We start from the raw sequence: 14,676 nt of genomic DNA on the forward strand, positions 1-14,676 counted from the left end.
GCCGGGTTCGTCCTCAGGCGTCCGCGAGCTGCAGCGCCGCCTCGCGGACCGCGCGGAGGCGCTCTCCGAACCCGTCCGGCACCTCCGCGGGCAGGGCGTCGACCGGGAACCAGCGCACATCCTCGCTCTCGTCGCTGACGGCGATGGGCGCGGCGGGATCCGCGAGGGCCGCGAAGCCGATGTCCCAGTGCGCGGCGCAGGCGAAGCCCTGCTGCAGCGCATGCCGGTCGAGATCGAGGATCGCGGCCGAGAGCAGGCGCAGATCGCCGATCCCGGACTCCTCCCGCGCCTCCCGCTGCGCGGTCGCGGAGACCGACGGGTCCTGCGGTTCGACGTGCCCGCCGAACTGCACCCAGAACCGCCCCTTGCCGTGGAAGCACAGCAGCACCTGGGCGAAGTCGGGGGAGAACACGAAGCAGGATCCCGTGACGTGCTCCGCTCCGCCGTCGCGGCGCAGTGCGTCATCGCCGCCGGCGCGCACGAACTCGAGATAGGCGTCCCGCACGGGGGAGAACGGCAGCGCGGTCAGGTCGCGGAGCAGGTCGTGATGGCGCATCCCGCCATTCTGCCGTGGGATGAGCGGGCCCGTCGCCCTCGCGCTCAGAGGTCGCGGGCGAAGAGGTCTTCCCAGGTCTCGCGGCGGATCACGGCTCTGGCCGCGCCATCGCGCACGAACACCACGGGAGGACGGCGGTAGCCGTTGTAGTTGTTCGCCATGGTGTGCGTGTAGGCGCCCGTCGCAGGCACCGCGAGCAGGTCGCCGACGCGGACCTCGGGGAGGCGCAGGGGATCGATGAGGACGTCGCCGGACTCGCAGTGCCGACCGACCACGACGACGTCCTCCACGGCGTCCTCGTGCAGGCGCTGAGCGAGCGCGGCCTCGTAGCGCTGCTGGAAGAGCGCCACCTCGAGGTTGTCGCCCATCCCGCCGTCGACCGCCACGAACGTGCGGGCGTCGCGCTTCACCGTGGTCACGGTGTACAGGGTCAGCGCCGAGGCGTTCACCATGCTGCGTCCGGGCTCGATGATGATCTCGGCCTCCGCGGGGAGGTGCTCCGCCGCCGCGGCGAGCAGCGCCTCGATGTAGGCGTCGACTGTGGCCGGGTGCTCGTCGTAGGTGTAGCGCGCTCCCAGCCCGCCGCCGAGGTCGTAGACGGGGAAGGTTCCGAGCGCGGCGAGGGGTGCGACCGCGGCGGCGAGTTCGGCCGGATCCATGATCTGCGAGCCGACGTGGGCGTGCACACCGCGCATCCGCAGTCGCGGACTCGCCTCGATCCTGGCGATGAGGGCCTTCGCGGCGGCGGCGGTGAGGCCGAACTTGGATCCCACCTGTCCGGTCTGCACGTGCGGATGCGTGGAGGACTCCACCTCGGGGATCACGCGCACGAGCACGTCCTGGGCGCGTCCCTCCGGCACCAGCTGCTCGAGGCGGTCCACGTCGTCGGCGTTGTCGACGACGACCAGGCCGAGTCCGGCGTCCACCGCGATCCTCAGCTCCTCGGTCGTCTTCGCGTTGCCGTGCATGACCAGCAGCGCGGGGTCGATGCCGGCGCGCAGCGCGCTGAGGATCTCGCCGCCACCCGCGACGTCCAGCCCGATGCCCTCCTCGACCATGACCCGCTGCACGGCCGTGGCCGGGAACGCCTTCGACGCGAACACCACGCGGGCGTTCGGGCGGCGCGAGGTCAGCGCAGTGCGGTACTCCTGCGCGCGGGCGCGCAGTGCGGCCTCGTCCACGATGATCGCCGGTGTGCCGAACTCCCGGGCGAGATCGTCGACGCGGCATCCTCCGATCCTCAGGGTGCCGTCGGCATCGACCTCCGTGCCGACGGGGAGGAGCTCGAGCAGGGGGTGCGGCATGGGTTTCGCCCTTCGTTCGGTTCGGAGTCTACGCAGGGGCCGCGGCTCGAGAGCGGCGGCCCCTGCCGTGCGGAGGATCGGGGATCCGCCGCACCCGTGGGTCAGTCGAGGTCGGGGACGGCGGCGCCGCGGGGCACCACGACCACCGGAACAGGGGCGTGGCGCACGACCTTCGCCGCATGCGAGCCCAGGAAGACCCGGGCGATCGGCCCGAGCGTGCTCGAGCCGACCACGAGCACCTCATCGGCGCGCCATTCGACCTGTGCCATCGCCGCATCCCAGCTGTCGCCCACGCCGATCTCGGTGCCTGCGATCCGAGGCGCCTCCTCGAGTCGCGACACCTGAGCGAGCAAGCCGCCCGCCTGACGCTCGATGTCCTCGGTCCACTGCCGGGCGATGCGCTTCTCGGCATCGAGACCCGCTCCCGAGGTCCCGGACTCCGGGGGGACGACGGCGAACGAGGCGATACGCAGATCGGCGCCCACCGCGGCGGCCACGCCGGCCGCGCCGAGCACGAGGTCGCCCGAGGAGTCGGTCCCGCGGAATGCCGCAGTCACGCGGCCCACGCGGGCGTCCTCGGCGGCGCGGAAACCGCGGGGTGCGATCGCGACCGGTACGGGCGAGGCATGCAGCAGAGCGTCGCTCTCCGACCCCAGAGCGATCCGGCCGACGGGAGCGGCGGAGGACGAGCCGATCACGATGAGGGCGGCGCCGCGGTCGACCGCGAGCTCGGCGAGCCCGCGCCGTGCGGAGGACGCCTCGTGCACGAGGTACTCCGCGCGGACGCTGCCGCCCAGCACGGCGGCGGCATGATCGAGCACGAGATTCGCGGTGTCGCGCGTGTACCCGCGCCATTCCGCGTCTGCGCTGCCCGCGGCCATCGGCCACGTCTGCGGAAGCACCGTGGCGACCACGAGGTCGGTGTCGGCGGAGCGGGCCAGCATCGCTGCGAGATGCAGCACCGCCGTGGAGCGGTGCGCCGGATCCAGCCCGACGACGAGGCTCATGTCCGGTCCGCCTTGCGGCGGGCCTCGGCCGCCTCTCGCACGGCTCCGGTGCTGGGCTGTGCGACATTGGTCGTGTACGGCGCCTCGGCCTCGATCACGGGGTGTCCGACCTGGAGCGCGGAGTGGCGACGGCCGTAGAACCAGTAGAAGACGAGGAAGACGGCGGTCCAGGCCAGGAACACCAGGATCGTGAACAGGCGCAGCTGGGTGATGATCGCGATGCAGCCGAGGATCGACAGGATCGGGATCGTCCAGCCCAGCGGGAGGCGGAAGCCGCGCTCCAGCTCGGGCTCGCGGACACGCAGGATGATCACGCCGAGGGACACCACCAGGAACGCCACGAGCGTGCCGATGCTGGTCATCTCCGCGAGGAAGTCGATCGGGACGACCGCCGCGAGGACGCCGGTGGCGATCATGACGATGACCGTGTTGGGGATCGGCGTCATCGTGCGCGGGTTGACCTTCGCGAAGACCCGCGGGATCATCCCGTCGCGGGACATCGCGAACAGGATGCGCGTCTGCCCGTACAGGCAGACCAGCGTCACTGAGAAGATCGAGATGATCGCCCCGATCGCCACGACGGTGCCCGGCCAGGTGGATCCGATGATGTTCTGCAGGATCGCGGCGAGGCCGGCGTCCTGGTTCTTGAACTTCTCGGGCGCCTGGGCGCCGAGCGCGGCGAGGCACGTGAGCACGTACAGCGTGATGATGATCCCGAGCGCGAACATGATCGCGATCGGCAGGTTGCGCTTCGGGTTCTTCGCCTCGTCACCGGCGGTGGAGACCGCGTCGAGTCCGACGAACGAGAAGAAGATGATTCCGGCTCCGCCGACGACGCCCGCGAGGCCGGCGGGGGCGAAGTTGTGGAAGTGGTCGGTGTTCCAGCCGGTGAACGCGACCGCGCAGAAGAACAGCACGACCGAGATCTTGATGACCACCATGATGCTGTTCACGAGCGTGGACTCGCGGGCGCCGCGCATGAGCAGCAGCGCGCAGAGCACGATCACGATCACGGCGGGGATGTTCACGATGCCGCCCTGCTCGGGCGCCTGCGACAACTGGACCGGGATCTGCCAGCCGAACAGGTTTTGCAGCAGCTGATTGACGTACTGGGACCACCCGACGGCGACCGCCGCGGTCGAGACGCCGTACTCCAGCAGCAGGCAGGCGCCGACCGCCATCGCCGTGCCCTCGCCGAGAGTCGCATAGGCATAGGAGTAGGTGGATCCCGACACGGGCACCGCACCGGCCATCTCCGCGTAGCAGAGCGCGGTGAGCCCGGCGACGACGCCGCCGATCACGAAGGACCAGATCACGGCGGGACCGGCGATCGGCACGGCCTGCGACAGGATGAAGAAGATGCCGGTGCCGAGCGTCCCGCCGACGCCGATCATGGTCAGCGAGAACAGGCCGATGCTCCTCTTCAGGTGCACCTCCCCGGTCGCGACCGGCGCGGTGGGTTTCCGGCGCAGCAACTGCTGGGCGATGGTGGGCATGGACCAATCTCCTTCGAATGGTGGGGCCGACCCGCGACGCGGTGCGCCGCGGGAACCTTTGTTCAGACTTCTCTCGTCACCCGGAAGCGCGACACCTGCGCGTCCACGGCACCGCGGACGTACCCGCTGGGGGACACCGCGACCGCCTGCAGGAACGCGACGGTCTCCGCCGTGATCTGCTCGCCGGGGATCACGTTCGGGATCCCCGGCGGATAGGCGGCGAGGGTGTCCGCAGAGATACGGCCGACCGCTTCCGCGGCAGGCACGAGCTCGGTGGCGGAGAAGAATGCGTCGCGCGGCAGGATCCGCAGTGGTCCGGACGGCGGGAGCGCCGGGAAGCCGGCCGCGTCGCCCGCGGTGCGCTCGGCGTGAGCGTCCGCCGAGTCGACGGCGGCGACGAGCGCGCGGTGCGCGGTCGCGAGATCCGGCGTCGTTCCCGCGCCGATGAGGGCGACGAGGGAGGTGGCGGTGGACATCTCGAAGTAGATGCCGTCGCGCTCGATCAGTCGCTGACGCAGCCAGTGACCGCTCACGCCGGTGGCGGAGACGTCGATGGGAACCCGCAGCGGGTCGACGGCGACGATGTCCTCGAAGGCATCGAAGCCGTCGCTGAGGACGGCGAAGCGCGGGTCCTCGCGCAGCGCGTCGCGGAACGACTCCGCTGCGGCGATCGACTGACCGATGTGGTGCTCGCCGGTCATCAGGGAGTGGCGGGCGATGTCCAGCGAGGCCTGCAGCAGCGCGGAGGACGAGGTCGAGGCGGTGAGCGTGACCGCGCGCTCGACCAGCGGCTCCAGACGATCGGCGAACGGGCCGTCCCCGAGGTGCAGCATCGCCGACTGGGTCAGGGATCCGGCGAGCTTGTGCGTGCTCGAGACGACGAGGTCGGCGCCGAGCCGCGTGGGCGACTCCGGCAGATCGGGGTGGAACCCGAAGTGGGGGCCCCAGGCGCCGTCCACGATGAGCGGAGCGCCGTGCGCATGGGAGACCTCGGCGAGGCCGGCGATGTCGGCGACGGCGCCGAAGTAGCTGGGCGAGACGATGTACACGGCGCTCGCGGCGTGCCCGTCGCGCGCGGCGGAGGTCATGGCCTCGTCGAGGGCCGCGGGGGAGACGCCGTGCGCGATGCCGTGCCGGGCGTCGACCGAGGGCAGCACGAACGACGGGGTGAGTCCCGCGGTGAGGACGCCGTCGCTGAAGCTGGAGTGGGCGCTGCGCTGCGAGAGGATCCCCGGGCCGAGCCCGCGCACCGCGAGAGCGGCGACGCGGTTGGCCTGAGACGCGCCTCCGGTGAGGAACCAGGTGCGGCGTGCACCCCAGGCATCTGCGGCGAGGTTGAGCGCCTGGGAGAGCGGCGAGTCCTCGCCGAGATCGATGCGCTCCAGCAGCATGGGGACGTCGAGCTGCAGCACGCGCTCGCCGAGGAACTCCGCGAGCCGGGCGCTCAGCCCGCGGCCGGTGCCACCGTGTCCCGGGACCATCAGCTGGATCGGCGCCCGCTCCGCGTGCCGCTCCAGAGCGTCGGCGTATGGGGTCTCGCGGTGGCGGGGATCCACGATCGGCGAGCCGGACGATGCGGCGGGGGACGGGTCGAGGGTGAGGGACTCGGGGAACGGCATTGGTCCATGGTGCGGCCATTCGGACGAAGGAGGAATCCCCGGAATTTCTCCTGGCCCACATATCCTGTATGTGACAGAATGCTGCCAAACGGTGCTTGCCGACATAGGAGGTTGGTTTCCATGCTCGATCTGCGCCAGCTGGAAGCGCTCCGCGCGGTGCACGCCGAGGGGTCGGTGACCGCGGCCGCGCGACGGCTCGGCTGGGGGCAGCCGACCGTCGACTACCACCTCAAGAACCTGGAGCGCCTCGTCGGCTCTCCCGTGCTGATCCGCTCGTCGCGGGGGAGCCGGCTCACCCCGGTCGGATCGCTGCTGCTGGAGCGGGCGCAGGAGATCCTGACCCTGGGCGAACGCGCGATCCGCGACGCCAGGGAGCTGACGTCGATGGGGCAGGTGCGACTGCGCTTCGGGACCTTCCCCACGGCGGCGGCGAAGATCCTGCCGTCGGTCGTGACGCGCGTGGACGATCTCGGGATCGAGGTCGACGCGATGCTCGAGGAGGTGCCGACGCTCGTGGACCGGATCAATCGCGGAGGCCTGGACGCCGCATTGGTCTACACCGTGCCGGGGTACGAGCTGCCGTTCCGCGCGCACGTCGCCACGAGGGAGGTGCACCGCGATCCGCTCCTGCTGGCCCTGCCCGTCGGGCATCCGCTCGCGACGCCGAGGCCCATCGACGTGCCGACGCTGCTCACGCTGTGGCAGGAGCGCTGGCTCTTCGCCGCGGCGGGGAACGATCCGATGGACACGATCGTGATCGACGCCTTCGCCGCCAGAGGGCATGCTCTGGACGTCGCGATCCGCACCGACGACTTCCAAGTGATGCTCGGGATGATCGCCGCCCGTCTCGCGGTGGGGCTGTTGCCGAGCCTCGCGGTCGGCGGATCTCATCCGGGGATCGTCCTGCGACCGATCGCGGATCCGTCCTTCGTGCGCTCGATCCTCGTGGCCACCTCGGCGGAGGGGTCGACGCGCGGGCCGTCCACCGCGGTCCGCCAGCTGGTGCTCGCGATCCGCGACGCCTTCAGCGCGCTGCCCTCCGCGTGACCCGGGGAGGGGATGACACGCCCGGCGGCGCGTATCAGGCGTCACGATTGGCGCAGTGAGACGGCCATGTTGTAGGCTGAACGAGTTGTCGCGGGAAGCCGCGAACAGCGTCTGGGCCTGTGGCGCAGCTGGTAGCGCACCTGCATGGCATGCAGGGGGTCAGGGGTTCGAGTCCCCTCAGGTCCACGAAAAACCCCTGGTCACCCAGGGGTTTTCGTGTATTCGGATGGGGTGGGAAACTCCCTGTTCCCGAGATGCGACGCACGCTACTGAACGCGCAGCGCTCATGGGTCTCAGCGCTGCGGGCCATCGGGTCGCGATCCCGTGAGCTGTGGGATCGTGGACGGATGCGATCGATGAACATGGGTCAGAGGGCGATCGCGGTCGCGCTCGCGAGCGTGCTGCTGTGCGGAGCGGCGACAGGCTGCTCCGTCATCGCCTCGGAGATCGACCACCGCGCCGGTGAAACGACCGGCTACGGGAGCATCGCTGAGGCTGTCGTGGCCGCGTCCCCCAGAGTGCTGGCAGTGGAGGACCTCGGAAAGTCGCTCAACGGGTTCGCCTACCGGCTTGACCTGTCACTCGTGACAGACAGCGGTGAACCGTTCTCCGCAGAAGAACTCGATGCGGTCGTCGAAGCGATCTGGGGTGCGGTGCCGTGGGAGCCGAACGCGATTGAGATCACGGCCGGAGCGGACACGACCGACGGTCACGAGGTGGTCGATCTGAGGGCGGCGGCGAACGGCCTCGCTCCACTGGGCGTGACAAATGCGGGGACAGGGGGCGTCGGGCTCACGGGCATGACCGAACGCTACGGCGCGTGGACCGGACCTCGGTGAGACTCTGACCTCGCTCCCGCGCATGCCATCCGCTCGAAGACTCCGGGCACCCCGCATGCGAGGTGGCAGACTGCTCCGTTGTGCGATCTTCGTGAGGGAGGACAAATGGATGGCGTGAGCTCCTTCGAGTTCGACACCGCCGCCCTGCGGGGACCGGTCGACCGATCAGCGCATGTCCGCCTGCCGGAGAGCGCGATCCACGGAAGCGCTGAGGAAGAGCTGTCGGTGCGACGGCTGGTGATCAGCGTCGTCATCCAGGCTCTCGGGTTCGGGGTGCTGGCCGCGATCGTGGTGGTGTTCGTGCAGCTGATCTTCGGCGGGGACGGGATGAACGTCCTCACCTGGATCATCGCGGCGTTCATGGTCGCGCCGTTCGCGATCGCGCAGATCAGAGCGTTCGGATCCCGCCGCCGGGCGCTCGACGAGAGCACCTACCGGCTCACCCGCTTCGCGGCGGACAACCGGATGAGTCACGTCGGCGCCGAGCCTGCGGCACAGCATCTCGTCGCCCGATTCCGCACCGGCGGGCCGCTCGCGATCAGGGATCTGCTGCGCGCGCCCGAGAGGTCCGGGCTCGAAGCGGGCACCTATCACTACGCGCGGAGCATGGGGCGCTCGACGGTCGCGCACAGTTCGAGCTATGTCGCGCTGGATCTTCGGGCCGCAGCGCCGTCGATGACCGTTGCCACGAAGTTCGGAGACGTCTGGAGCCAGACGTCGACCCGCGGAAGCACGCAGCATCAGGTCAGCATCAACGAGGACTTCGACGAGCGGGTCCGGGTTTACTGTGAGCCCCAGGACGACGAAGCCGTGCGGAGGCAGCTGACACCGCAGGTGCGTGACGCTCTGCTCGAGGTCGCCGGGAAGTGCGACATCGAGGTGGACGGCGGCCGGATCCACATCATCGCCCGCAAGACACTCCCGTTCACCGACCCCGTGTTCTGGCGCTGGGTCGGCGACATCGATCGTCTCGTCTCGCTCTTCTCGCGGCCGGACGCGCCAGTGCCCGCTGAGACGGCATCGGGATGGAGGAGCCGCAGCGTCGAGCGCGACGCTCTCTTCGCGGTGCCCCGGTCGGGCCGCGGCTTCGCCATCGGAGCCCTCGTCATCGTCCTGGGGCTGGTGGCTGCCGCCGTGACCACGGCGATGAGCTGAGGCGCCCGGGTACGACGTCTCGCAGCGAGCGGCATTGATAGGCTGAGGCCTTTGGGAACGGCGCGTTCCACAGCTGTAGGGAGCGATCGTGACCGGAAGCAGGGCAGAGGGCGCCTATCTGCGCGCTCTCGCGGCGTTCAAGACGCCGACGCTCGACCTGCTGCACGGCCGGTTCGCGCCCTTCGTCGTCGCCGTGCTCAGCCAGATGTTCTCCGCCGACCGGCCGACAGTGGCCGTCGCCGATGCGCACGTCGAGGTCGGCGAGATGCTGGATCAGCTCCGCGCGGCGGGCTATGGGCGCGACGACCGCCGGCTGCCCGCCACGACCGGTCGTGAGGTGTGCCGGTACTGGATCAAGGTCGGCTGGCTCGGCCAGCAGATCGAGGGCGAGAGCGAGGTCTACCGCCTCACCGCGCACGCCGTGCGTGCGCTCGAGATAGCCGACCTCACCGGGGGCGGCGCGCGCGTCTCCAACTCCCGGGTGCGCACCCTGCTCGAGGCCGTGGAGCGCCTCGCGGGGAACGCGGACGACGACCCGGCCCGGCGCCTGAGGCGCCTGCGCGCGGAGCGGGCGGCGCTCGACGCCCAGATCACGGCGCTCGAGAGCGGGGCGGCCGATCCTGTGCCGGAGGACGAACTGCTCGAAGAGGCTGAGAACGTGCTGCACCTCTCGCGAGGGCTGCCGGCGGACTTCACGCGCGTCGCGGAGTCGATCAAGGCGATGCAGCGCGATGTGATCCGAGACCTCCGTCGCGACGAGCGCCCGACCGGGGAGGTGCTGCGCGAATATCTGCTGCGCGGCCAGCAGGTCATGCAGTCGACGCGCGAGGGGCAGGCATTCGCGGGCGCGCTGCGCCTCATCGGCGACCCGGAGCGGATCGACGAGCTCACGGAGCAGCTGCACGGGCTCCTCGCGCGCCCGTTCGCGCAGCTGCTGGACGGCACTCAGCGCACGGAGCTCGACATGATCGGGCGTCGGATGGAGCTGGGCGTACAGGAGGTCTTGACCGCACAGCGCCGCGCGTCGCACGTCATCGCGGGTCAGGTGCGCACGCACGACCCCGCGCGCGATCGCCAGGTCGACGAGCTGCTGCGCGACGTCATCGCGGGGATGCAGGCCTGGACGCAGACGCGGACCCCCGAGACCCCGGTGGAACCGCTCCGCCGCCTGCCGGTGGCGAGCATCGGCCACCTGCGCCAATCGCTCGGCGACATCCGCCCGCCCGGATCGCCGGCGGCGCTGGTCACGCAGGGTCAGGACGCCGAGTTCGTCGACGCCGACACGCGGGCCTGGGGTGGCCCGCACTACGCCGAACTCGAGGCGCACGTCTCAGGACTCGCCGACGAGTTCGACCTCGGCGAGGCGTTTCAGGCGATCACCGCGGAAAGCACCCGCCGCCCGGTCGATCTGCTCGGACTGCTCGAGATCGCCCACCGCAACGGGCTGGCAGAGGCGGACGGGGTCTCGATCGTGGAGACCGTGCGCCCCGACGGCACCGCGCGCCGATTCGCGTTCGGATCCGTGACCGCCCATGCGAGGAAGGAAGAGGAACGATGACCTCCGATGTTGCAGAGACCTCCGATGCCACCGAGACCTCGGGGTTCATCGAGCCCGTCGCGATGGAGGACGACCTCGCCGAGCTGTTCCCGGGTGACCGCGGGGTGCTCGATCCCGAGGTGCGGCGCACGCTCGCGCTGATCCTGCACCGGCGCTTCCTGCTCGCCGACCGCAACCGCACCGAGTGGCGTGCCCTCCTCGACCACCAGACGGTGATCGAGTCGCGCCTCAACGATCTGTACATCCGGCTGATCGTCGATCACGCGCACGGTCTGGCGTACAAGCAGCAGATCCGCATCGACGAACTCGACATCCCGATCCTCCTGCGCGATACGCCGTACACCCGCTCCGAGACGCTCGTGCTGGTGCACCTGCGCACCGTCTACGAGCGCGAGAACGTGGCGGGCGAGGCCGCGCCGCGCATCGACATCGAGGACGTCGAGCAGACCGTGCTCAGCTACTTCACCGACGCCGATGGCGACATCTCGCGCCGCCAGAAGGCCGTGCGCGATGCGATGCGCAAGCTCTCGAACGACGGGATCATCAGCGAGGAGACGACCGGCCGCTATCGGATCGGTCCTCTCGTCGAGGTCGTGCTGAGTGCGGAGAAGCTCACCGAGCTGCGCGACTGGCTGCGCGACACCGCCGCCGAACGACGTGCCGCCGCAGGCGGCGTCGCGCTCGACGACGCCGCCGAGGAAGCCCTGGAGGACGCCCTGTCATGACCATGGTCGACACTCTCTTCGGACTGATCCCCGAAGCATCCCGCGGCCAGCAGTGGGTCGCGGAGGATCTGCAGCTGGTGAACTGGGGCGGCTACGACGGAGGACCGCACCGCGTGCGGTTCTCTCCTGCCGCGACCCTGCTGTGCGGCGGATCCGGATCCGGCAAGTCGACGCTCATGGACGCGTATATCGCGCTCATGATGCCGCACACCACGCCATTCAACGGCGCGTCGAACGGCGGTGTCACCGGGCGCCCCCGTGGCGACGAGCAGCGCAACGTGCTCTCCTACGGGCGCGGCAAGCTCGACGAGACGCGCACCGAGGAGGGCACGAAGGTGCAGGTGCTCCGCGGCGACGGCGAGGACACCTGGACAGCGATCGCGGTGACGTGGCGGGACCACGACGACTCGCGCTTCACAGCCGTGCGCGCCTGGTACATCCCGGCCGGCGCGCGCGTGCTCGAGGACACGGTGCGCGTGCGCGCCACCGCGAACACCGCGTTCGACCTCGCGACACTCGAGCGTGCGGCCGCGCAGCGCCTCACCGACGCCTCCGTGCGCGCCGCCGGGCTGGAACCCGTGGGCACGGACCGCGAGTTCTCGGCACGGCTGCACTCCGTGCTGGGCATCGGAGCCGCGGGATCCGGCGCGAACGCGATGAGCCTGCTCGCCCGCATCCAGGCGGGACAGCAGATCACGACGGTCGACGACCTGTACAAGCGCCTGGTGCTCGAAGAGCCAGAGACGATGCGCACCGCGGACGCCGTGGTCGTGCACTTCGACGAGCTCGAGAGCACGAAGCAGCGCATGCTCGTTGCACGCCAGCAGGTCGCCGCCCTCGAGCCGATCCGGGACCTGCGCCAGCGCATCGACACCGCGGCCGGCCGGATGACGCTCATCGACGCGGTGGGCGTGTTCGAGGATCCGACGTCCGTCGCCTCCCTCTGGCGTGCCGAGCGGCGCATGGATCTGCTCCGCACGGTCGAGGATGAGCTCCGCGACCGTACCCGCGTGCTCGACGTCCTCGTCCGGGAGAAGCGCGTGCAGGCCGAGGCCGCGGAGGTCGAGCACGAGGGCCTGCGGGATCTGCTGCGCGAGCGCGGCGGCGACAGGCTGGAGACGGCGCAGCGGGAGCTGCGCGGCGTCGAGCGGCGTCTCGAGGACGCTCGAGTCCTTCGTGCGAGGTTCGACGACGACCTGCGCGCGCTCGGCGCGGAGGTGCACAGCAGGGCGGAGTTCGACAAGCTCGTCGGGCGCGCCCGCGCGGTGCTCGGCGACGCGGATGCCAAGGGCAGCGCGCGCGAGGCCTGGGCCGACGCGCGTCGCACCAGGGACGGCCTCAAGACCGAACTCGCGCAGCGCGAGCGTGCGGCCGAGGAGGCCACGGCGTTCGCGGGAAACATCCCCGGCGACCTGTACCGTTCCCGCGAGATGCTCGCCGAGGCGGCGGGGCTCGAACCGCACCAGCTGCCCTTCGTGGGCGAGCTCATCGAGGTCCGCACCGAGTACGAGCCGTGGCGCGAGGCGTTCAACCTCGCCCTCGGCGGCTTCGCCACGACCGTGCTGCTCGACATCGCCGACCTGGACCGGTTCCGCACCGCGATCGACGGCATGCGCACTCCGCGCCGCCTCACGTACCAGGGCGTGCACACCGGACTCTCCGTGAGCGGTGGGGGAGCGGAGAACCGGCTGCCGGGACGTCTCGAGTACGCCGACACTCCGTTCGCCGGGTGGCTGCAGGTGCGGCTGGCCGAGCGGTTCGGCTTCGTCTGCGTCAACACTGCCGCGGAGCTCGCCGCGCACGAGCAGGCGCTCACGATCACGGGTCAGGTCTCCCGCGGAGACCAGGGCGCGCATGGCGGCCACGGCCGGGCCAACGTGCTCGGCTTCTCCAACCGCGCCCGGCTGCGCGAGCTCGAGGCCGCGGTCGAGGAGCTTCGGCCCGCTCTCGAGCGTGCGGAGGAAGCCGTGACGGCGGCCGAGACGGCGCTGGACCGTTTCGATGCCGAGCGCGCGGCCTTCGCGCGGATCGTGGACGTCGTGTGGGACCAGGTCGACGTCGATGCCCTCGTCGCCGTGCAGGAGCGCTGGCGCGGCGTCGAGACCGAGGTCGCGGAGAAGAACCCGGACATCGCCGGGATCGCGGCGCAGATCGAGAAGGCCAAGGGCCTGGCAGGACGACTCCGCGAGGAGATCGGCGCGGCCACGGCCGAGCGCCAGCAGGTCGAGCGACGTTGGGGCGAGATCACCGACGACGTCGACGCCGGTCAGGCGCTGATCGACGAGGCGACCGGATCCGATCGTGCCGTGGGCACGGAGCAGGCGCAGTACCTCGACGACCGCTTCGCCTCGCCCGCATCGGCCAAGGCCGCACCCTCGGTGCTGCTGGAGCGCTTCGACGGTGCGCTGCAGACCGCGGGCAACCGGCTGAACGAGGACCGGGCGACGGCGTTCGAGGCTCACCACGAACAGCGCGAGAGCATGCGCCGTCTGATGGCCGGATTCCTGGAGCGCTGGGAGAACCCGAACCTAGTCGCCGATCCGGATCTGTACGTCGACGACTTCGAGAGCATCCTCGCGGCGCTCGAGACGAGCGGTCTGCATCAGCTCGAGAGCGAGTGGCGGGACAGCCTCGTCCACCTCTCCGGGAACGATCTCACGAACCTCGACTCCACGCTCGGCCGGGCGCTGCGGGACATCCGGGAACGGATCGAGCCGATCAACCGGATCATGCAGGACCTGCCGTTCTACGACGACCACCACCGCCTGCAGATCACGACCCGCGAGAGCCAGTCCGAGGCGCGCAAGCGCTTCCGTCGTGACCTGCGCGAGGTGCGAGGGCTCATCGAGACCGCGTCCAGCGATCAGGAACGCGAGCAGGCCTACCGCCGGATGTCGCGTCTCATCGGGCACCTGCGGCGCACCGCGCCGGACTTCGCCGATCTCATCGACGTGCGCAACCACGTGCGGGTGAGTGCTGAGCGCGTCACCGCCGACACCAAGCAGCACGTCGCGCTCTACGACCACATCGGCGAGAAGTCCGGCGGCGAGTCGCAGGAGCTCATCGCGTTCATCGTCGGCGCCGCGCTCCGCTACCAGCTGGGCGACGCCGGGGCCGAGCGCCCGCGCTACGCCCCGGTGTTCATGGACGAGGCCCTCATCAAGGCCGATGCGCACTTCACCAAGCGGGCGATCGGCGCCTGGCGCGGTCTCGGGTTCCAGCTCGTGATCGGCGCCCCCAACGACAAGTACAGTGCGATCGAACCGCACGTCGACGTGGAGTACGACATCCTGAAGGACACCCAGGGGCGATCCTGGGCGAAACTCAAGGTCGCGTTGCCCGAGGCTCGCTGAGCCGCGCGGATCCTCGC

General features: G+C 70.5%; 11 protein-coding genes and 1 tRNA gene. 7 read left to right on the top strand and 5 right to left on the bottom strand.

From position 1 onward, the window contains the following. Window positions 1-13 precede the first annotated feature (13 nt). The 5 genes from RS86_RS12450 to RS86_RS12470 form a co-directional block, all read right to left on the bottom strand. A complete protein-coding gene (locus tag RS86_RS12450; RefSeq protein WP_045272568.1) occupies window positions 14-556 on the bottom strand; it encodes an NUDIX hydrolase in 543 nt (180 codons plus the stop codon). A 44-nt stretch (window positions 557-600) separates the two neighbouring features. Beyond that, on the bottom strand, window positions 601-1,860 hold the full coding sequence (gene lysA, locus RS86_RS12455; protein ID WP_045272569.1) for a diaminopimelate decarboxylase: 1,260 nt from the start codon (window positions 1,858-1,860) through the stop codon (window positions 601-603). Window positions 1,861-1,961: 101 nt separating this feature from the next. Next, entirely contained in the window at window positions 1,962-2,867 is a 906-nt protein-coding gene (locus RS86_RS12460; protein WP_045272570.1) for a universal stress protein, read from the bottom strand. Continuing rightward, window positions 2,864-4,363 (bottom strand): amino acid permease, encoded by a 1,500-nt coding sequence (locus RS86_RS12465; protein ID WP_045272571.1) that lies wholly within the window; start codon window positions 4,361-4,363, stop codon window positions 2,864-2,866. Before RS86_RS12465 ends, RS86_RS12460 begins: the two co-directional genes overlap by 4 nt. Before the next feature lie 62 nt (window positions 4,364-4,425). Continuing rightward, window positions 4,426-5,982: an aminotransferase class I/II-fold pyridoxal phosphate-dependent enzyme gene (locus tag RS86_RS12470; RefSeq protein WP_082076754.1), complete on the bottom strand. Its 1,557-nt coding sequence runs from the start codon at window positions 5,980-5,982 to the stop codon at window positions 4,426-4,428. A gap of 120 nt (window positions 5,983-6,102) precedes the next feature. Between RS86_RS12470 and RS86_RS12475 the strand changes: the two genes are divergently transcribed. From RS86_RS12475 to RS86_RS12505, 7 genes are all read left to right on the top strand, one after another. After that, on the top strand, window positions 6,103-7,029 hold the full coding sequence (locus tag RS86_RS12475; protein ID WP_045272572.1) for a LysR family transcriptional regulator: 927 nt from the start codon (window positions 6,103-6,105) through the stop codon (window positions 7,027-7,029). Between the two features lie 113 nt (window positions 7,030-7,142). Continuing rightward, window positions 7,143-7,215 (top strand) — tRNA-Ala (locus RS86_RS12480). 170 nt (window positions 7,216-7,385) lie between these two features. After that, window positions 7,386-7,868 (top strand): hypothetical protein, encoded by a 483-nt coding sequence (locus RS86_RS12485; RefSeq protein WP_045272573.1) that lies wholly within the window; start codon window positions 7,386-7,388, stop codon window positions 7,866-7,868. A gap of 114 nt (window positions 7,869-7,982) precedes the next feature. After that, a complete protein-coding gene (locus tag RS86_RS12490; protein ID WP_152642156.1) occupies window positions 7,983-9,023 on the top strand; it encodes a hypothetical protein in 1,041 nt (346 codons plus the stop codon). A gap of 88 nt (window positions 9,024-9,111) precedes the next feature. After that, window positions 9,112-10,581, top strand: coding sequence for a DUF3375 domain-containing protein (locus RS86_RS12495; protein WP_045272575.1), 1,470 nt, complete (start codon window positions 9,112-9,114; stop codon window positions 10,579-10,581). After that, window positions 10,578-11,306, top strand: coding sequence for a DUF4194 domain-containing protein (locus RS86_RS12500; RefSeq protein ID WP_082076755.1), 729 nt, complete (start codon window positions 10,578-10,580; stop codon window positions 11,304-11,306). Before RS86_RS12495 ends, RS86_RS12500 begins: the two co-directional genes overlap by 4 nt. Beyond that, window positions 11,303-14,659, top strand: coding sequence for an ATP-binding protein (locus RS86_RS12505; RefSeq protein WP_045272576.1), 3,357 nt, complete (start codon window positions 11,303-11,305; stop codon window positions 14,657-14,659). Before RS86_RS12500 ends, RS86_RS12505 begins: the two co-directional genes overlap by 4 nt. Window positions 14,660-14,676: the final 17 nt, after the last annotated feature.

The sequence above is a fragment of the Microbacterium azadirachtae genome, assembly GCF_000956505.1.
Classification (GTDB): domain Bacteria; phylum Actinomycetota; class Actinomycetes; order Actinomycetales; family Microbacteriaceae; genus Microbacterium; species Microbacterium azadirachtae_A.

Bases quoted from the DNA above. Each gene is read 5' to 3' on its own strand.
- RS86_RS12505 (WP_045272576.1), top strand. From the start codon at position 11,303: ATGACCATGGTCGACACTCTCTTCGGACTGATCCCCGAAGCATCCCGC.
- lysA (WP_045272569.1), bottom strand. From the start codon at position 1,860: ATGCCGCACCCCCTGCTCGAGCTCCTCCCCGTCGGCACGGAGGTCGAT.
- RS86_RS12460 (WP_045272570.1), bottom strand. From the start codon at position 2,867: ATGAGCCTCGTCGTCGGGCTGGATCCGGCGCACCGCTCCACGGCGGTG.
- RS86_RS12470 (WP_082076754.1), bottom strand. From the start codon at position 5,982: ATGCCGTTCCCCGAGTCCCTCACCCTCGACCCGTCCCCCGCCGCATCG.
- RS86_RS12500 (WP_082076755.1), top strand. From the start codon at position 10,578: ATGACCTCCGATGTTGCAGAGACCTCCGATGCCACCGAGACCTCGGGG.
- RS86_RS12450 (WP_045272568.1), bottom strand. From the start codon at position 556: ATGCGCCATCACGACCTGCTCCGCGACCTGACCGCGCTGCCGTTCTCC.
- RS86_RS12475 (WP_045272572.1), top strand. From the start codon at position 6,103: ATGCTCGATCTGCGCCAGCTGGAAGCGCTCCGCGCGGTGCACGCCGAG.
- RS86_RS12465 (WP_045272571.1), bottom strand. From the start codon at position 4,363: ATGCCCACCATCGCCCAGCAGTTGCTGCGCCGGAAACCCACCGCGCCG.
- RS86_RS12485 (WP_045272573.1), top strand. From the start codon at position 7,386: ATGAACATGGGTCAGAGGGCGATCGCGGTCGCGCTCGCGAGCGTGCTG.